At 61.2% G+C, this 18,162-nt stretch carries 14 protein-coding genes, 1 tRNA gene and 1 pseudogene; 15 read left to right on the top strand and 1 reads right to left on the bottom strand.

What is annotated here, in order from left to right; all coding sequences use genetic code 11:
* From tuf to P9A16_RS35000, 11 genes and pseudogenes are all read left to right on the top strand, one after another.
* Positions 1 to 118: pseudogene (gene tuf / locus P9A16_RS34950) on the top strand (elongation factor Tu); the annotation flags it as partial.
* Between the two features lie 345 nt (positions 119 to 463).
* Positions 464 to 539: transfer RNA gene (locus P9A16_RS34955), tRNA-Trp, on the top strand.
* 191 nt (positions 540 to 730) lie between these two features.
* The gene (gene secE / locus P9A16_RS34960) at positions 731 to 931 is read left to right on the top strand and encodes a preprotein translocase subunit SecE (RefSeq protein ID WP_024270434.1); all 201 of its coding nucleotides are present in this window, start codon (positions 731 to 733) and stop codon (positions 929 to 931) included.
* 16 nt (positions 932 to 947) lie between these two features.
* A complete protein-coding gene (gene nusG, locus P9A16_RS34965) occupies positions 948 to 1,478 on the top strand; it encodes a transcription termination/antitermination protein NusG (protein WP_023517310.1) in 531 nt (176 codons plus the stop codon).
* 200 nt (positions 1,479 to 1,678) lie between these two features.
* Complete coding sequence (gene rplK, locus P9A16_RS34970; protein WP_023517311.1) at positions 1,679 to 2,110, top strand: 50S ribosomal protein L11; 432 nt, start codon at positions 1,679 to 1,681, stop codon at positions 2,108 to 2,110.
* A gap of 4 nt (positions 2,111 to 2,114) precedes the next feature.
* Positions 2,115 to 2,807 carry a 50S ribosomal protein L1 gene (rplA, locus tag P9A16_RS34975; protein WP_023517312.1) on the top strand — a complete coding sequence of 231 codons (693 nt, stop codon included), beginning with the start codon at positions 2,115 to 2,117 and terminating at the stop codon, positions 2,805 to 2,807.
* Positions 2,808 to 3,162: 355 nt separating this feature from the next.
* Positions 3,163 to 3,681: a 50S ribosomal protein L10 gene (rplJ, locus tag P9A16_RS34980; protein ID WP_024270435.1), complete on the top strand. Its 519-nt coding sequence runs from the start codon at positions 3,163 to 3,165 to the stop codon at positions 3,679 to 3,681.
* A 60-nt stretch (positions 3,682 to 3,741) separates the two neighbouring features.
* A complete protein-coding gene (rplL, locus tag P9A16_RS34985; protein ID WP_023515199.1) occupies positions 3,742 to 4,119 on the top strand; it encodes a 50S ribosomal protein L7/L12 in 378 nt (125 codons plus the stop codon).
* A gap of 252 nt (positions 4,120 to 4,371) precedes the next feature.
* On the top strand, positions 4,372 to 8,511 hold the full coding sequence (gene rpoB, locus P9A16_RS34990) for a DNA-directed RNA polymerase subunit beta (protein ID WP_278026541.1): 4,140 nt from the start codon (positions 4,372 to 4,374) through the stop codon (positions 8,509 to 8,511).
* A gap of 154 nt (positions 8,512 to 8,665) precedes the next feature.
* A complete protein-coding gene (rpoC, locus tag P9A16_RS34995; RefSeq protein ID WP_024270437.1) occupies positions 8,666 to 12,877 on the top strand; it encodes a DNA-directed RNA polymerase subunit beta' in 4,212 nt (1,403 codons plus the stop codon).
* A gap of 155 nt (positions 12,878 to 13,032) precedes the next feature.
* Complete coding sequence (locus P9A16_RS35000) at positions 13,033 to 14,082, top strand: cytochrome-c peroxidase (RefSeq protein WP_023514255.1); 1,050 nt, start codon at positions 13,033 to 13,035, stop codon at positions 14,080 to 14,082.
* A gap of 15 nt (positions 14,083 to 14,097) precedes the next feature.
* On the opposite strand, the gene P9A16_RS35005 is transcribed toward P9A16_RS35000, so the two are convergent.
* Positions 14,098 to 14,394 carry a hypothetical protein gene (locus P9A16_RS35005; protein WP_023514254.1) on the bottom strand — a complete coding sequence of 99 codons (297 nt, stop codon included), beginning with the start codon at positions 14,392 to 14,394 and terminating at the stop codon, positions 14,098 to 14,100.
* A 551-nt stretch (positions 14,395 to 14,945) separates the two neighbouring features.
* On the opposite strand from P9A16_RS35005, the gene rpsL reads away from it, so the two are divergent.
* The 4 genes from rpsL to P9A16_RS35025 all read left to right on the top strand — a co-directional run.
* Positions 14,946 to 15,317, top strand: coding sequence for a 30S ribosomal protein S12 (gene rpsL, locus P9A16_RS35010; protein ID WP_022719193.1), 372 nt, complete (start codon positions 14,946 to 14,948; stop codon positions 15,315 to 15,317).
* Positions 15,318 to 15,374: 57 nt separating this feature from the next.
* Positions 15,375 to 15,845: a 30S ribosomal protein S7 gene (rpsG, locus tag P9A16_RS35015; protein ID WP_023516514.1), complete on the top strand. Its 471-nt coding sequence runs from the start codon at positions 15,375 to 15,377 to the stop codon at positions 15,843 to 15,845.
* A 30-nt stretch (positions 15,846 to 15,875) separates the two neighbouring features.
* On the top strand, positions 15,876 to 17,975 hold the full coding sequence (gene fusA, locus P9A16_RS35020) for an elongation factor G (protein ID WP_023516513.1): 2,100 nt from the start codon (positions 15,876 to 15,878) through the stop codon (positions 17,973 to 17,975).
* A 68-nt stretch (positions 17,976 to 18,043) separates the two neighbouring features.
* Positions 18,044 to 18,162, top strand: a 119-nt coding sequence (locus tag P9A16_RS35025; protein WP_278025697.1) for a GTP-binding protein, incomplete at its 3' end; no start/stop codon positions are given.

Raw genomic sequence — 18,162 nt, forward strand, 5'->3', positions numbered from 1 at the left:
CGTCACGGTTGAAGTCGAGCTGATCGTTCCGATCGCGATGGAAGAAAAGCTGCGCTTCGCAATCCGCGAAGGCGGCCGTACCGTCGGCGCCGGCATCGTTGCCTCGATCGTCGAGTAAGCTTCGGGTCTCAGACCTGATGAGAGCCCCGCGGGAAACCGCGGGGCTTTTTGTTTGTGTCGTATGGGCGGGCGGATTTAACCCTCTCCCCGCAGGCGGGGAGAGGGGACGTGGCCCGCGAACGCTCCCTGGTTGGGGAAGCCGGCGCGACCTGTGTCCTTCGCCCCGTTTGCGGGGAGAAGGTGGCCGGCAGGCCGGATGAGGGGCCTGTACTCCTCTCGCCGGGATAAGCACTGATTTGTTGTAAAAAATGCATTTTTCGGGCTTGCCAAGTCGGCCCCCGCGCCGTAAAGACGCCATGCCTTGCCGGTAACGGGCGGTTCGCTTCGGATGCGGCAGGCGTATAGGGGTATAGCTCAGTTGGTAGAGCGGCGGTCTCCAAAACCGCAGGTCGGGGGTTCGAGCCCCTCTGCCCCTGCCATTCTCGCCGGACAGCGCGGACGACTTGCAGCGACGGGGACGGATGGCGTGACGGTGTTTTCCGTCATAATTCGTTAAAAGTCCGGTTGCCTCTTGTTAAAAAGAGAATCGGGCTTTATGTAGGGCAAAACAGACACGCGGTGCGTGGGGCTGATAGTTCAGCTTTACGTGCCGTAATGGCGTGGACATTCAATGGCATCGAAAACGAATCCGATTGCGTTTCTGCAGCAGGTACGCTCCGAGACGGCGAAAGTGACTTGGCCCTCGCGGCGCGAGACGATGATCTCGACCGTCATGGTTTTTGTCATGGTCTTCCTGGCTGCAGTGTTCTTCTTCGCTGCGGACCAGCTGATGGGCTGGCTGATTGGCCTCGTCCTCAGCGCCAGCGCCTGATTGGTTGGAGATGAACATGGCTTCCCGTTGGTACATCGTCCACGCCTATTCGAATTTCGAGAAGAAGGTCGCTGAGGACATCGAGAACAAGGCGCGTCAGAAGGGCCTTGATCATCTGTTCGAAAAGATTCTCGTGCCGACCGAAAAGGTCGTCGAGGTGCGTCGCGGCCGCAAGGTCGATGCCGAACGCAAGTTCTTCCCCGGCTACGTGCTGGTGCGGGCGAACCTGACGGACGAAGCGTATCACCTCATCAAGAATACGCCGAAGGTCACGGGTTTCCTCGGTTCCGACAACAAGCCGGTTCCGATCCCGGACAGTGAGGCCGAGCGCATCCTGTCGCAGGTCCAAGACGGTGTGGATCGTCCCAAGCCTTCGGTCTCGTTCGAGATCGGCGAGCAGGTCCGCGTTTCCGACGGCCCGTTCGCCTCGTTCAACGGCACCGTGCAAGATGTCGACGAGGAGCGGTCGCGCCTCAAGGTGGAAGTGTCGATCTTCGGCCGCGCCACCCCGGTCGAGCTGGAATACGCCCAGGTCGAGAAAATCTGATTTTGGCGGGCGCTTCCGGGCGCCGCCCATTTGAAATCCAATTCTCTCACGAGGATTGGTGGCGGAAGTTTCCGCCAACCGCGTGGAAGGGAAGGCGGCCTTTAGCCGGGCGCCCGGACCGCACCACGCAACCGCAGCCGCCGATCTTGCGATCGGCATCACGGGCCGGGCAACCGGCCGCATTCTGAAAGGCAGAGAAAATGGCTAAGAAAGTTGCAGGCCAGCTCAAGCTTCAGGTCAAGGCAGGATCGGCAAACCCGTCCCCGCCGATCGGCCCGGCGCTTGGTCAGCGTGGCATTAACATCATGGAATTCTGCAAGTCGTTCAACGCAGCGACGCAGGAAATGGAAAAGGGTATGCCGATCCCGGTCGTCATCACCTACTACCAGGACAAGTCCTTCACGTTCGTGATGAAGCAGCCGCCGGTGACCTACTTCCTCAAGAAGGAAGCCAAGATCACCTCGGGCTCGAAGACCCCGGGCAAGGGTGCGACGGTCGGCAAGCTCACCAAGGCTCAGATCAAGTCGATCGCCGAAGCCAAGATGAAGGATCTCAACGCCGCCGATATCGAAGGCGCGATGGCAATGGTCGAGGGTTCTGCCCGCGCCATGGGCCTGGAAGTGGTAGGTTAAGACCATGGCCAAGATTGCAAAGCGTCTCCAGAAGATCCGTGAAGGCATCGACCCGACCAAGCTCGTCGCCCTCTCCGACGCCATCGCTCTCGTCAAGGAGCGTGCCGTCGCCAAGTTCGACGAAACCATCGAAGTCGCCATGAACCTCGGCGTCGACCCGCGTCACGCAGACCAGATGGTCCGCGGCGTGGTCAACCTGCCGAACGGCACGGGCCGTGACGTTCGCGTCGCCGTCTTCGCACGTGGCGCCAAGGCTGACGAAGCCAAGGCTGCCGGTGCAGACATCGTCGGCGCCGAAGACCTCGTCGAAATCGTCCAGGGCGGCAAGATCGAATTCGATCGCTGCATCGCAACCCCGGACATGATGCCTCTCGTCGGCCGCCTCGGTAAGGTTCTTGGCCCGCGCGGCATGATGCCGAACCCGAAGGTCGGCACCGTCACCATGGACGTTGCAGGCGCCGTCAAGGCATCCAAGGGCGGTGCAGTCGAGTTCCGCGTCGAGAAGGCTGGTATCATCCATGCCGGTATCGGCAAGGCCTCCTTCGACGCCAAGGCTCTTGAAGAAAACATCAAGGCTTTCGCCGACGCGGTCATCAAGGCCAAGCCGACGGGCGCCAAGGGTAACTACGTCAAGCGCGTCGCCATCTCTTCGACGATGGGCCCGGGCGTCAAGATCGACCCGTCGACGGTTGCCTGATCTAGGCGTTTAATTCACGGCTCGGCTCCGGCCGAACCGCAACAGAATTCCCGGCCTTGTCTGGCCGGGGATTTCCGGGGTAACCCGGAACTCCTGTCCGAGATTGCAGGTGGTTATCCCTTAATCACTTTAGCCTGCATGAGACGGGGTGAGACCTGGATTTCTTCCGCGTCGGATGACGCCGAAATTCGGTTCGAACCTACCTTACCTTGTGTCGCGGCCATCCGGTCGAGCGCGGGGGGACAGGATCCTCGAGCGTCGCTCGGGATCCCTTTTGAAGCGGATCCCTGGCGGCAAAGGTAAACCCGGCAGGTCCCGTGAGAAGTCACGGTCCTGTCAACTGGAGATAGGCACAGTGGAAAGAGCGGAAAAACGCGAATTCGTCACGGAGCTGAACGAAGTCTTCAAGGCTTCCGGTTCGGTTGTCGTGGCCCGCTACGCCGGCATCACCGTCGCACAGATGAACGATCTTCGTACGAAGATGCGTGCGGCCGGTGGCACCGTCAAGGTCGCGAAGAACCGCCTGGCCAAAATTGCCCTTCAGGGTACGGAGTCGGAAGGGATGTCTGATCTCTTCCAGGGTCAGACGCTCATTGCTTATGCAAATGATCCGATGATTGCTCCCAAGGTAGCCATGGATTTCGCCAAGACCAACGACAAGCTCGTTGTTCTCGGTGGCGCCATGGGTGCGACCACGCTCGACGCTGAAGCAGTCAAGTCGCTTGCGACCCTGCCTTCGCTCGACGAGCTTCGTGCAAAGCTGCTGGGCCTCATTGCAGCCCCGGCCACGCGCGTCGCTACGGTCGTTGCAGCACCGGCAAGCCAGCTTGCCCGCGTGTTCGCAGCCTACGCCAAGAAGGACGAAGCCGCTTGAGGCGGTTTTTCGCTGTAATCAAACAATACCAGTTCGAACCGAATATAAGGAACTATCACAATGGCTGATCTCGCAAAGATCGTTGAAGACCTCTCTGCTCTGACCGTTCTGGAAGCTGCTGAGCTTTCCAAGCTGCTCGAAGAGAAGTGGGGCGTTTCGGCTGCTGCTCCCGTAGCAGTTGCTGCTGCTGGCGGCGCTGCTGCTGCTGGCCCGGTCGAAGAAGAAAAGACCGAATTCGACGTTATCCTGGTTGACGCTGGCGCCAACAAGATCAACGTCATCAAGGAAGTCCGCGCCATCACCGGCCTGGGCCTCAAGGAAGCCAAGGACCTCGTCGAAGGCGCTCCGAAGCCGGTCAAGGAAGCCGTCTCCAAGGGCGAAGCTGCCGACCTCAAGAAGAAGCTTGAGGAAGCCGGCGCCAAGGTCGACGTCAAGTAATACCGGAATGCGATGGGAGAGGGTTTCGACCCTCTCCCATTGATGATTCCCCTGAACTGATTACCCAAAAGCCGCGAAAACCGGCTTTTGGGTAATGGGTTCTTCAAGAGGATGGTCTTCCACCGAGCGACTGGCAATCCGGCCCGTCAACCGGCAGTGAGACGAGATTGAACCAACCCATTGGTCGACGGGATCGACTGGCCAGCGAACCCCGTCCGTTGCAGGCCCGGATGCAAATTTGAAGGAGCGACGATGGCTCAGACCCTTTCGTTTAACGGTCGTAGGCGCGTACGCAAGTTTTTTGGAAAAATCCCCGAAGTCGCAGTCATGCCGAACCTCATCGAGGTTCAGAAGGCATCCTACGACCAATTTCTGATGGTTGAAGAGCCCGCCGGCGGTCGCCCGGATGAGGGCCTTCAGACCGTTTTCAAGTCGGTCTTCCCGATCACCGACTTCTCCGGCGCTTCCATGCTGGAATTCGTTTCCTACGAATTCGAACAGCCGAAGTTCGACGTCGAGGAATGCCGCCAGCGTGACCTGACCTATGCAGCGCCCCTCAAGGTGACGCTGCGCCTCATCGTGTTCGATATCGACGAGGATACGGGCGCGAAGTCCATCAAGGACATCAAGGAACAGAACGTCTACATGGGCGACATGCCGCTCATGACCGACAACGGCACGTTCATCGTCAACGGCACCGAGCGCGTCATCGTCTCCCAGATGCACCGTTCGCCGGGCGTGTTCTTCGACCACGACAAGGGCAAGAGCCACTCGTCGGGCAAGCTGCTCTTCGCAGCACGCGTCATTCCCTATCGCGGTTCCTGGCTCGACATCGAGTTCGACGCCAAGGATATCGTGCATGCGCGTATCGACCGCCGCCGCAAGATCCCCGTCACCTCGCTCCTCATGGCGCTCGGCATGGACGGCGAAGAGATCCTGTCGACCTTCTACACGAAGTCGCTCTACCAGCGCGACGGCGAAGGCTGGCGCGTACCCTTCAATCCGGACGCGCTGAAAGGCCAGAAGGCCGTCTCGGACATGGTGGACGCCGACACCGGCGAGGTCGTGGTGGAGATCGGCAAGAAGCTGACGCCGCGCCTCCTCAAGCAGCTGTCCGAAAAGGGCCTGAAGGCCCTCAAGGCGACCGACGATGAGCTCTACGGCAACTACCTCGCCGAAGACGTCGTCAACTATTCGACGGGTGAGATCTATCTCGAAGCCGGCGACGAAATCGACGAGAAGACCCTGCCGATCATCCTGGCAGCCGGCTTCGACGAGATCCCGGTCCTCGACATCGACCACATCAATGTCGGTGCCTACATCCGCTCGACGCTTGCCGCAGACAAGAACGAGAACCGCCAGGACGCGCTATTCGACATCTACCGCGTCATGCGTCCGGGCGAGCCGCCGACCATGGATTCGGCCGAAGCCATGTTCAACACGCTGTTCTTCGATGCGGAGCGTTACGACCTCTCCGCCGTCGGCCGCGTGAAGATGAACATGCGCCTCGACCTCGACGTCGCCGACACGGTGCGCACGCTGCGCAAGGACGATATCCTTGCCGTCGTGAAGATGCTGGTCGAACTGCGCGACGGCAAGGGCGAGATCGACGACATCGACAACCTCGGCAACCGTCGTGTGCGTTCGGTCGGCGAGCTGATGGAAAACCAGTATCGCCTCGGCCTCTTGCGCATGGAGCGCGCGATCAAGGAACGCATGTCCTCGATCGAGATCGACACGGTCATGCCGCAGGACCTGATCAACGCGAAGCCGGCGGCTGCCGCGGTTCGTGAATTCTTCGGTTCCTCGCAGCTCTCGCAGTTCATGGACCAGGTGAACCCGCTGTCGGAAATCACCCACAAGCGCCGCCTTTCGGCTCTCGGCCCGGGTGGTCTGACCCGCGAGCGCGCCGGCTTCGAAGTCCGCGACGTTCACCCGACGCACTACGGCCGTATCTGCCCGATCGAGACGCCGGAAGGCCCGAACATCGGTCTGATCAACTCGCTCGCCACCTTCGCCCGCGTCAACAAGTACGGCTTCATCGAGAGCCCGTACCGCAAGATCGTCGACGGCAAGGTCACGAGCGACGTGGTCTACCTTTCCGCCATGGAAGAGGCGAAGTACCACGTTGCCCAGGCCAACTCGGTGCTCGAAGCCGACAACTCGTTTGCTGAAGAGTTCGTCGTCTGCCGCCACGCCGGCGAAGTCATGCTCGTCCCGCGCGACCAGATCAACCTGATGGACGTTTCGCCGAAGCAGCTCGTTTCGGTCGCGGCCGCGCTCATTCCGTTCCTCGAGAACGACGACGCGAACCGCGCGCTCATGGGTTCGAACATGCAGCGTCAGGCCGTGCCGCTTCTGCGTGCCGAAGCCCCGTTCGTCGGCACCGGCATGGAGCCGGTCGTCGCCCGTGACTCGGGCGCTGCCATCGCGGCCCGCCGCGGCGGCGTCGTCGACCAGGTCGACGCGACCCGTATCGTTATCCGCGCCACCGAAGACCTCGATCCGTCGAAGTCGGGCGTCGATATCTACCGGCTGCAGAAGTTCCAGCGTTCCAACCAGAACACCTGCGTCAACCAGCGCCCGCTGGTCACCGTCGGCGACGTTCTGAACAAGGGCGACATCATCGCGGACGGTCCGTCGACCGACCTCGGCGACCTCGCGCTCGGCCGCAACGCGCTCGTCGCGTTCATGCCGTGGAACGGCTACAACTACGAAGACTCGATCCTGATGTCCGAACGCATCGTCTCTGAAGATGTGTTCACCTCGATTCATATCGAGGAATTCGAAGTCATGGCTCGCGACACGAAGCTCGGCCCGGAAGAAATCACGCGCGACATTCCGAACGTTTCGGAAGAAGCGCTGAAGAACCTCGACGAAGCCGGTATCGTCTATATCGGTGCTGAGGTTCAGCCGGGCGACATCCTGGTCGGCAAGATCACCCCGAAGGGCGAAAGCCCGATGACGCCGGAAGAAAAGCTCCTGCGCGCCATCTTCGGTGAAAAGGCCTCCGACGTTCGCGACACCTCCATGCGCATGCCGCCCGGCACCTTCGGTACGGTCGTCGAAGTTCGCGTCTTCAACCGCCATGGCGTGGAGAAGGACGAACGTGCGATGGCGATCGAGCGCGAAGAGATCGAGCGTCTCGCCAAGGACCGTGACGACGAGCAGGCGATCCTCGACCGCAACGTCTACGGCCGTCTGGTCGACATGCTGCGCGGCCACGTCGCCGTTGCCGGCCCGAAGTCCTTCAAGAAGGGCACCGAGCTGTCGAACGCCGTCGTCTCCGAATATCCCCGCTCGCAGTGGTGGATGTTCGCCGTCGAGGACGAGAAGGTCCAGGGCGAAATCGAAGCGCTCCGTGGCCAGTACGACGAATCCAAGTCGCGCCTTGAACAGCGCTTCATGGACAAGGTCGAAAAGGTCCAGCGCGGCGACGAAATGCCCCCGGGCGTCATGAAGATGGTCAAGGTCTTCGTCGCTGTGAAGCGCAAGATCCAGCCGGGCGACAAGATGGCCGGCCGTCACGGCAACAAGGGCGTGGTTTCGCGCATCCTGCCGATCGAGGACATGCCGTTCCTCGAAGACGGTACGCATGTCGACATCTGCTTGAACCCGCTGGGCGTGCCCTCGCGCATGAACGTCGGCCAGATCCTCGAAACCCACCTTGCCTGGGCTTGCGCCGGCATGGGCAAAAAGATCGGCGACCTGCTCGACGAGTACCGCAAGACCATGGACATCTCCGACCTGAAGCGCGAGCTGACGGAAGTCTATGAGAGCGAAGCCAAGGATGAAGTCGCGCACTTCAACGACGAAGCCCTGGTGAAGCTGGCCGAGCAGTCCCGCAAGGGCGTCTCGATCGCAACGCCGGTCTTCGATGGTGCGCATGAGCCCGACGTTGCCAGCATGCTGGAACGCGCAGGCCTCAATTCCTCGGGCCAGTCGGTTCTCTACGACGGTCGTACGGGTGAGGCTTTCGACCGCAAGGTCACGGTCGGCTACATGTACATGATCAAGCTGAACCACCTTGTCGACGACAAGATCCACGCGCGCTCGATCGGTCCGTACTCGCTCGTTACCCAGCAGCCGCTGGGCGGCAAGGCGCAGTTCGGCGGCCAGCGCTTCGGGGAAATGGAAGTCTGGGCGCTCGAAGCCTACGGCGCCGCCTACACGCTGCAGGAAATGCTGACCGTGAAGTCGGACGACGTGGCGGGCCGCACCAAGGTGTACGAGGCGATCGTGCGTGGCGACGACACGTTCGAGGCGGGCATTCCGGAGAGCTTCAACGTTCTCGTCAAGGAAATGCGCTCGCTCGGCCTGTCGGTCGAACTCGAGAACTCCAAGGTCGATCCGAACGCGGAAGCTGGCCAGCTTCCCGACGCGGCGGAATAAGCCTGACAAGGTGCGCGCCGCAAAGGCGCGCACCGCTCCCGCTCCCGCCGGAAGGCGAGGGGCGGCTCATCCGTTTCAGGCAGTCGTGCGGCACCCGGGTATCGCCGCATTTGACTGCTAAGCAGAGGGCCACTGGCCCACGAAGGAGATAGGCATGAACCAAGAGGTCATGAACCTTTTCAACCCGCAGGTGCCTGCGCAGACGTTCGACTCCATCCGTATCTCGATCGCGTCGCCGGAAAAGATCCTGTCGTGGTCGTACGGCGAGATCAAGAAGCCGGAAACCATCAACTACCGCACGTTCAAGCCGGAACGCGACGGTCTGTTCTGCGCGCGCATTTTCGGGCCGATCAAGGACTACGAGTGCCTGTGCGGCAAGTACAAGCGCATGAAGTACAAGGGCATCATCTGCGAAAAGTGCGGCGTCGAAGTCACGCTGTCGCGCGTTCGCCGCGAGCGCATGGGCCATATCGAGCTCGCTGCGCCCGTCGCCCACATCTGGTTCCTGAAGTCGCTGCCGTCGCGCATCGCGACGCTCCTCGACATGACGCTGAAGGATGTCGAGCGCGTTCTCTATTTCGAGAACTACATCGTGACGGAGCCGGGCCTCACCGCGCTCAAGGAAAACCAGCTTCTTTCCGAAGAAGAATACATGATCGCCGTCGATGAATATGGTGAAGACCAGTTCACGGCGATGATCGGCGCCGAGGCCATCTACGAGATGCTCGCCTCGATGAACCTCGAAAAGATCGCCGGCGATCTGCGTCAGGATCTGGCCGACACCACGTCGGACCTGAAGCAGAAGAAGCTGATGAAGCGCCTGAAGATCGTCGAGAACTTCATGGAATCCGGCAACCGCCCGGAATGGATGATCATGAAGGTCGTTCCGGTGATCCCGCCGGACCTGCGCCCGCTCGTCCCGCTGGACGGCGGTCGTTTCGCGACGTCGGACCTCAACGATCTCTACCGCCGCGTCATCAACCGCAACAACCGTCTGAAGCGCCTCATCGAGCTGCGCGCGCCGGGCATCATCATCCGCAACGAGAAGCGCATGCTTCAGGAATCGGTTGACGCCCTGTTCGACAACGGCCGCCGCGGCCGCGTCATCACGGGTGCCAACAAGCGTCCGCTGAAGTCGCTGTCCGACATGCTCAAGGGCAAGCAGGGCCGCTTCCGCCAGAACCTGCTCGGCAAGCGCGTCGACTATTCCGGCCGTTCGGTCATCGTGACGGGCCCGGAACTCAAGCTGCACCAGTGCGGCCTGCCGAAGAAGATGGCGCTCGAACTGTTCAAGCCGTTTATCTACGCCCGCCTCGACGCCAAGGGTTTCTCCTCGACCGTCAAGCAGGCCAAGAAGCTGGTTGAAAAGGAAAAGCCCGAGGTCTGGGATATCCTCGACGAGGTCATCCGCGAACATCCGGTTCTCCTGAACCGCGCACCGACGCTGCACCGCCTGGGCATCCAGGCCTTCGAACCGATCCTGGTCGAAGGCAAGGCCATCCAGCTGCACCCGCTCGTCTGCACGGCCTTCAACGCCGACTTCGACGGCGACCAGATGGCCGTTCACGTTCCGCTTTCGCTGGAAGCCCAGCTGGAAGCGCGCGTGCTGATGATGTCGACGAACAACATCCTGCATCCGGCGAACGGCGCACCGATCATCGTTCCGTCGCAGGACATGGTTCTCGGCCTCTACTATCTGGCGATCATGAACCAGAACGAGCCGGGCGAGGGCATGGCCTTCTCCGACATGGGCGAACTGCACCATGCGCTCGAGAACAAGGTTGTCACCCTGCACGCCAAGATCCGTGGCCGCTTCAAGACCATGGATGCCGACGGCAAGCTGGTCTCGAAGATCTATGAGACGACGCCCGGCCGCATGATCATCGGCGAACTTCTGCCGAAGAACGTCAACGTGCCGTTCGAGACCTGCAACCAGGAAATGACCAAGAAGAACATCTCCAAGATGATCGACACGGTCTACCGTCACTGCGGTCAGAAGGACACGGTCATCTTCTGCGACCGCATCATGCAGCTCGGCTTTGCCCATGCCTGCCGCGCCGGCATTTCGTTCGGCAAGGACGACATGATCATTCCGGAAACCAAGGCGAAGATCGTCGGTGATACCGAAAACCTCGTCAAGGAATACGAGCAGCAGTACAATGACGGCCTGATCACCCAGGGCGAAAAGTACAACAAGGTCGTCGATGCCTGGGGCAAGGCCACCGAAAAGGTTGCCGAGGACATGATGGCCCGAATCAAGGCCGTCGAGTTCGACCCGGAAACCGGTCGCCAGAAGCCGATGAACGCGATCTACATGATGTCCCACTCGGGCGCCCGTGGTTCTCCGAACCAGATGCGCCAGCTGGGCGGCATGCGCGGCCTCATGGCCAAGCCGTCGGGCGAGATCATCGAAACGCCGATCATCTCGAACTTCAAGGAAGGCCTGACCGTGAACGAGTACTTCAACTCGACGCACGGCGCCCGCAAGGGTCTGGCAGACACCGCCCTGAAGACCGCGAACTCCGGTTACCTGACCCGTCGTCTCGTCGACGTCGCGCAGGACTGCATCGTCACGCATGTCGATTGCGGCACCGAAACCGGCCTCACCATGACCGCCATCGTCGATGCCGGTCAGGTCGTGGCGTCGATCGGCACCCGCGTGCTCGGCCGTACCGCGCTCGACGATATCGACCATCCGGTCACCGGCGCGCGCATTGTCGATGCCGGCAAGATGATCCTCGAGCCCGACGTCGTCGAGATCGAGAAGGCCGGTATCCAGTCGATCCGCATCCGCTCGGCACTGACCTGCGAAATCCAGACCGGGGTCTGCGGCGTCTGCTACGGTCGCGACCTTGCACGCGGCACGCCCGTCAACATGGGCGAAGCCGTGGGCGTCATCGCGGCACAGTCGATCGGCGAGCCGGGCACCCAGCTCACCATGCGTACCTTCCACCTTGGCGGCACGGCGACCGTGGTCGACCAGTCGTTCCTGGAAGCATCGTATGAAGGCACGGTGCAGATGAAGAACCGCAACATGCTGCGCAACTCCGACGGTAACCTCGTCGCGATGGGCCGCAACATGGCGGTCATCATTCTCGACGAGCGCGGCGTGGAACGGTCCTCGCAGCGCGTCGCCTACGGTTCGAAGATCTTCGTCGATGATGGCGACAAGGTGAAGCGCGGCCAGCGTCTCGCCGAGTGGGACCCCTACACCCGTCCGATGATGACGGAAGTGGAAGGTACGGTTCACTTCGAAGACGTGGTCGACGGTATCTCGGTTCTGGAAACGACCGACGAATCCACCGGCATCACCAAGCGTTCGGTCATCGACTGGCGCTCGACGCCGCGCGGTACGGATCTGAAGCCGGCCATCGTCATCAAGGACAAGAACGGGGCCGTTGCAAAACTGTCCCGTGGCGGCGAAGCCCGCTTCATGCTCTCGGTCGACGCGATCCTCTCGGTCGAACCCGGTCAGAAGGTCTCCCAGGGTGACGTTCTTGCCCGCTCGCCGCTGGAAAGCGCCAAGACCAAGGACATCACCGGTGGTCTGCCGCGCGTTGCCGAACTGTTCGAAGCCCGTCGTCCGAAGGACCACGCCGTCATCGCTGAGATCGATGGTACGGTTCGTTTCGGCCGCGACTACAAGAACAAGCGTCGCGTGATGATCGAGCCGGTGGAAGACGGTGTCGAGCCGGTCGAGTACCTGATCCCGAAGGGCAAGCCCTTCCACCTTCAGGACGGCGACTACATCGAAAAGGGTGACTACATCCTCGACGGCAACCCGGCGCCGCACGACATCCTGGCGATCAAGGGCGTGGAAGCACTCGCTTCCTACCTCGTGAACGAAATCCAGGAAGTCTACCGACTGCAGGGCGTTGTGATCAACGACAAGCACATCGAGGTGATCGTTCGCCAGATGCTGCAGAAGGTCGAGATCACGGATGCCGGCGACTCGACCTACATCGTCGGCGACAATGTCGACCGTATCGAGCTGGAAGACGTCAACGACAGCCTGATCGAGGAAGGCAAGAAGCCGGCATACGGCGATCCGGTCCTCCTCGGCATCACCAAGGCGTCGCTGCAGACCCCGTCGTTCATCTCGGCCGCGTCCTTCCAGGAGACCACCAAGGTTCTCACGGAGGCTGCGATCGCCGGCAAGACCGACGGCCTGCAGGGTCTCAAGGAAAACGTCATCGTCGGCCGCCTCATCCCGGCCGGCACGGGCGGCACCATGACCCAGATCCGCCGCATCGCGACGGCCCGCGACGAGATGATCCTCGACGAGCGCCGCAAGTCGACCGGCGCCGGCGTTGCAACCCCGATGCTGGCGGACCTCGCCGGCGGCGAGAATGCAGCGGCCGAGTAATCGCCCACATTTTGACGAATGAAAAAGCCGCCCGGATTAATTCGGGCGGCTTTTTGTTTATGCGCAAGGACAGGGCGGGGCGGCTTGATCTGGCGCAACTGGCCAGATTGGAGCGGTTCTAAAGTCCATTCGTGTCCCAACGAATGGAGATAGCCATGAAAATTCTGCTGGCGACGGTCGCCCTATCGCTCCTTGCGACTGCGGCTCTTGCCGCCGATGCCGTTCCTGCCGATCTGCGCGCGACGGCGCTCGATATCTTCAAGCCCTTGCCGTCCACCTATCCTGCGGTCAGCGACAACCCCATCACGCCGGAGAAGATTGATCTCGGCAAGGCGCTGTTCTTCGATCCCCGCCTGTCGGCCTCGGGCGTCTTCTCCTGCAATTCTTGTCACAACCTGGCGACCGGGGGCGATGACAATCTCGAAACCTCGATCGGCCATGGTTGGCAAAAGGGGCCGCGCAACTCGCCGACGGCCCTGAATGCCGTCTTCAACGATGCGCAGTTCTGGGATGGTCGCGCGGAAGACCTCAAGGCGCAGGCCAAGGGGCCGATCCAGGCGGGCGTCGAAATGGCGAACACGCCGAACCAGGTCGTCGCGACGCTGAAATCGATGCCGAACTATGTCGAATGGTTCACGGCGGCCTTTCCAGACGAGGCCGATCCGGTGACGTTCGACAACATGGCGAAGGCGATCGAGGCCTTCGAGGCGACTCTGATCACGCCGGCGCCCTTCGACGCCTATCTCAATGGCGACGACGGGGCGATGACGGCGGAAGAGCAGGCGGGGCTGGCGCTCTTCATCGACAAGGGCTGCGCTTCGTGCCACAGCGGCGTCAATCTCGGCGGCAACGGCTACTATCCGTTCGGCCTCATCGAGAAGCCGGGCGCCGAGGTTCTGCCGGAGAACGACAAGGGCCGCTTTGCCGTGACGGCGACGGCGGACGATTCCTACGTCTTCCGCGCTGCGCCTCTGCGCAACGTCACGCTGACGGCGCCGTACTTCCATTCGGGCAAGGTGTGGAACCTGAAGCAGGCGGTTGCGATCATGGGCACCTCGCAGCTCGGCGAGGATCTTGCGGATACCGACGTGGACCGGATTGTCGCCTTCCTCGGCACACTGGAAGGCCGGATGCCCGACGTGGTCTATCCGGTGCTGCCGGCAGAGACGGATGATACGCCTCTGCCGAGCGGCGAAATCAAGTAAGGGAGAGGGCGGTCATCAGGCAAACCGGATGATCGCCACCTCGCCCTCCAGGGCACCCTTGTAGGCGGAGGCATGCGGCTCGTCCTCCGGCACGCCGGTCAGCGTACCGATCTGGTCGAGGTCGGCTTCGAGGAAACCCTCTTCGGAAAGCGCGTTCAGCGCCTCGCGCACGGCGGTGTCGTCGTCGGGCGCACGCAGCATGACATGGATGTCGATGCCCTCGTCGCCCTCGCGCTCATAGGCCTTGCCGATGATGATGAAGACCATCGGGTCGTCGAGCGTGTTGTTGTCGTTATCGGCATTGGCCGCCATGGCGGGCTCCTTTCGGGTCTGTGATGCCGGTTCTATAAAGGGTAGGGCGGCAAGGCCCAAATGCAAAATGGGCGGGTGCAGCAAAAGGTGATTCCCGATTCTGTTGGATGTACCCGGTCACGCGCCGACTCTCAGGGTTGATTCCATCTTTACGCTTCCTTAATGTTCTCCAGCGATGGCTGGTGAGCCCGGATGCATCCCGAAAGGGGCAGGGGAGGCCGCCGAAAGCCCTGCTTTTCAGGCAGGCCAGCCATTCCGCACCGGGATTCTTTTGCCCCGCCCCTTGACCTTTTGCCCTTAAGTCAGTAGACCGCACGCCATCAGAGCCTATGTGAGGCTGGCTGGTTCGGAATGACTCGTTCTGAAGTTCGCCTCAAACAGGGCTCGACGCACGTTGAGAACATGAATGCTGCACGCATGACGCGGTTGTATCGCGTCCTCTGCCTATCGAAGGTCATCCGCTCAAGCGGATCGGCCTTTTATTGCGCATGAACACGCGTGTGGCCACCTATCGCCCGCAAGGGTAATGAGACACGATAAGGGATGGGTCTATGCCTACCGTAAACCAGTTGATCCGCAAGCCGCGCCAGGCGTCGGTTAAGCGCAACAAGGTTCCTGCCCTGCAGGAAAACCCCCAGAAGCGCGGCGTTTGCACCCGCGTCTACACGACGACCCCGAAGAAGCCGAACTCGGCTCTGCGTAAGGTCGCCAAGATCCGTCTGACCAATGGCTTCGAAGTCATCGGTTACATCCCGGGCGAAGGTCACAACCTGCAGGAACACTCTGTCGTCATGATCCGTGGCGGCCGCGTGAAGGACTTGCCGGGCGTGCGTTACCACATCATCCGCGGCGTTCTCGACACCCAGGGCGTCAAGAACCGCAAGCAGCGCCGCTCCAAGTACGGCGCGAAGCGTCCGAAGTAATACAGTAACCAGCGCCATTTCGCTGGCCAGATCATTCAAGATTGAGAGACAAAAAGTATGTCCCGTCGCCATAGAGCAGAAAAGCGCGAGATCAACCCGGACCCGAAGTTCGGCGATCTCGTTGTCACCAAGTTCATGAACGCCATCATGCTGGACGGCAAGAAGTCCGTCGCCGAAACGATCGTTTACGGCGCCTTCGATGTCGTGCAGGGCAAGGCAAAGGCCGATCCGCTCGGTGTTTTTCACTCGGCTCTCGACAACGTCGCTCCGCACGTCGAGGTGCGTTCGCGTCGCGTCGGTGGTGCAACCTACCAGGTTCCGGTCGACGTTCGCCCGGAGCGCCGTCAGGCTCTCGCAATCCGTTGGCTGATCGCAGCTGCCCGCAAGCGTAACGAAACGACCATGGTCGAGCGCCTTTCCGGCGAACTCATGGACGCGGCGAACAATCGCGGCAGCGCAGTGAAGAAGCGCGAAGACACGCACAAGATGGCTGACGCCAACCGTGCATTCTCGCACTACCGCTGGTAACCGAAACTAACGTCTCGAAAGGAGTCCGAAATGGCTCGCGAATACAAAATCGAAGACTACCGTAATTTCGGTATCATGGCGCATATCGACGCCGGCAAGACGACGACGACCGAACGCATCCTCTACTACACCGGCAAGTCCCACAAGATCGGCGAAGTCCATGACGGCGCCGCCACGATGGACTGGATGGAGCAGGAACAGGAACGCGGCATCACGATCACGTCGGCTGCCACCACGACCTTCTGGAAGGGCCGTGACGGTAAGACCCGCCGTTTCAACATCATCGACACCCCCGGCCACGTCGACTTCACCATCGAAGTCGAGCGTTCGCTGCGCGTGCTCGACGGTGCGATCGCCCTTCTCGATGCCAACGCCGGCGTAGAGCCGCAGACGGAAACCGTCTGGCGTCAGGCTGAGAAGTACAACGTTCCGCGCATGATCTTCTGCAACAAGATGGACAAGACCGGCGCGGACTTCTACCGCTCGGTGTCCATGATCAAGTCGCGTCTCGGTGCGACCGCCGTCGTCATGCAGCTGCCGATCGGCGCTGAAAGCGACTTCAAGGGCGTCATCGACCTCGTCGAGATGAACGCTCTCGTCTGGCGCGACGAATCGCTCGGCGCCCAGTGGGACGTCGTCGAGATCCCGGAAGACATGAAGGCCAAGGCCGAGGAATACCGCGAGAAGCTCATCGAGACCGTCGTCGAGATCGACGAAGCCGCGATGGAAGCCTATCTCGAAGGCAACTACCCGGACAACGACCAGATCCGTGCGCTCGTTCGCCGCGGCACCATCGACGTGAAGTTCCACCCGATGTTCTGCGGTACGGCCTTCAAGAACAAGGGCGTTCAGCCGCTGCTCGACGCCGTCGTCGACTACCTGCCGTCCCCGGCAGACATCCCGGCGATCAAGGGTATCGACGTCAAGACGGAAGCCGAAATCGAGCGTCATGCCGATGACGCCGAGCCGCTTTCCATGCTCGCGTTCAAGATCATGAACGACCCCTTCGTCGGTTCGCTCACCTTCGCCCGCATCTATTCCGGCAAGCTCGAAAAGGGCACGTCGGTCATGAACACGGTCAAGGAAAAGCGCGAGCGCGTCGGCCGTATGCTGCAGATGCACTCCAACTCGCGTGAAGACATCGAAGAAGCCTATGCCGGCGACATCGTTGCTCTTGCCGGCCTCAAGGACACGACCACGGGCGACACGCTCTGCGATCCGCTGAAGCCGGTCATCCTGGAGCGCATGGAATTCCCCGAGCCGGTCATCCAGATCGCGATCGAGCCGAAGACCAAGAACGACCAGGAAAAGATGGGCCTCGCGCTCAACCGCCTGGCCGCCGAGGATCCGTCCTTCCGCGTCAAGACCGACGAAGAGTCCGGCCAGACGATCATCGCAGGCATGGGCGAACTTCACCTCGACATCATCGTCGACCGCATGCGTCGCGAGTTCAAGGTCGAGGCCAATGTCGGCGCGCCGCAGGTTGCTTACCGTGAGACGATCACGCGCAAGACCGAAAAGGACTACACGCACAAGAAGCAGACCGGTGGTACCGGCCAGTTCGCCCGCGTGAAGCTCGTGTTCGAACCGAACCCGGATGGCGAAGATTTCCTCTTCGAATCCAAGATCGTCGGCGGTGCTGTTCCGAAGGAATACATCCCGGGCGTTCAGAAGGGGATCGAAAGCGTTCTGTCCTCGGGTCCGCTCGCAGGCTTCCCGATGCTCGGCGTCAAGGCGACGCTCATCGACGGCGCCTTCCACGACGTCGACTCCTCGGTCCTCGCCTTCGAAATCGCATCGCGTGCCTGCTTCCGTGAAGCCTCGCGTGAAGCCGGCGCCCAGCTGCTGGAGCCGATGATGAAGGTCGAAGTCGTAACGCCGGAAGACTATGTCGGCGACGTCATCGGCGACCTGAACTCCCGCCGTGGCCAGATCCAGGGCCAGGAATCGCGCGGCGTCGCCGTCGTGATCTCCGCCAACGTGCCGCTGGCGAACATGTTCAAGTACGTGGACAACCTGCGCTCGATGTCGCAGGGCCGCGCCCAGTACTCGATGGTCTTCGACCACTATGCGCCGGTTCCGTCGAACGTCGCGCAGGAAATCCAGGCAAAGTACTCCGGTCAGAAGTGACCGGCGTACGCCCCCAAAAGCAATTTGTATGAATTTCCCCTTACGGGATCAGGAACGGAGAGCCGGAAATGGCAAAAGGTAAGTTTGAGCGCAACAAGCCTCACGTAAACATCGGCACGATCGGCCACGTTGACCATGGCAAGACGTCGCTGACGGCAGCGATCACGAAGTATTTCGGCGAGTTCAA

The organism is Shinella sp. 838 (assembly GCF_029623935.1).
In the GTDB taxonomy this organism is placed as follows: domain Bacteria; phylum Pseudomonadota; class Alphaproteobacteria; order Rhizobiales; family Rhizobiaceae; genus Shinella.

Excerpts from the sequence above, each read along its gene's own strand:
- P9A16_RS35000 (WP_023514255.1), top strand. The coding sequence starts at position 13,033 with ATGAAAATTCTGCTGGCGACGGTCGCCCTATCGCTCCTTGCGACTGCG.
- rpoC (WP_024270437.1), top strand. The coding sequence starts at position 8,666 with ATGAACCAAGAGGTCATGAACCTTTTCAACCCGCAGGTGCCTGCGCAG.
- secE (WP_024270434.1), top strand. The coding sequence starts at position 731 with ATGGCATCGAAAACGAATCCGATTGCGTTTCTGCAGCAGGTACGCTCC.
- rplK (WP_023517311.1), top strand. The coding sequence starts at position 1,679 with ATGGCTAAGAAAGTTGCAGGCCAGCTCAAGCTTCAGGTCAAGGCAGGA.
- rpsL (WP_022719193.1), top strand. The coding sequence starts at position 14,946 with ATGCCTACCGTAAACCAGTTGATCCGCAAGCCGCGCCAGGCGTCGGTT.
- rplL (WP_023515199.1), top strand. The coding sequence starts at position 3,742 with ATGGCTGATCTCGCAAAGATCGTTGAAGACCTCTCTGCTCTGACCGTT.
- P9A16_RS35005 (WP_023514254.1), bottom strand. The coding sequence starts at position 14,394 with ATGGCGGCCAATGCCGATAACGACAACAACACGCTCGACGACCCGATG.
- nusG (WP_023517310.1), top strand. The coding sequence starts at position 948 with ATGGCTTCCCGTTGGTACATCGTCCACGCCTATTCGAATTTCGAGAAG.
- rpsG (WP_023516514.1), top strand. The coding sequence starts at position 15,375 with ATGTCCCGTCGCCATAGAGCAGAAAAGCGCGAGATCAACCCGGACCCG.
- fusA (WP_023516513.1), top strand. The coding sequence starts at position 15,876 with ATGGCTCGCGAATACAAAATCGAAGACTACCGTAATTTCGGTATCATG.
- rpoB (WP_278026541.1), top strand. The coding sequence starts at position 4,372 with ATGGCTCAGACCCTTTCGTTTAACGGTCGTAGGCGCGTACGCAAGTTT.
- rplA (WP_023517312.1), top strand. The coding sequence starts at position 2,115 with ATGGCCAAGATTGCAAAGCGTCTCCAGAAGATCCGTGAAGGCATCGAC.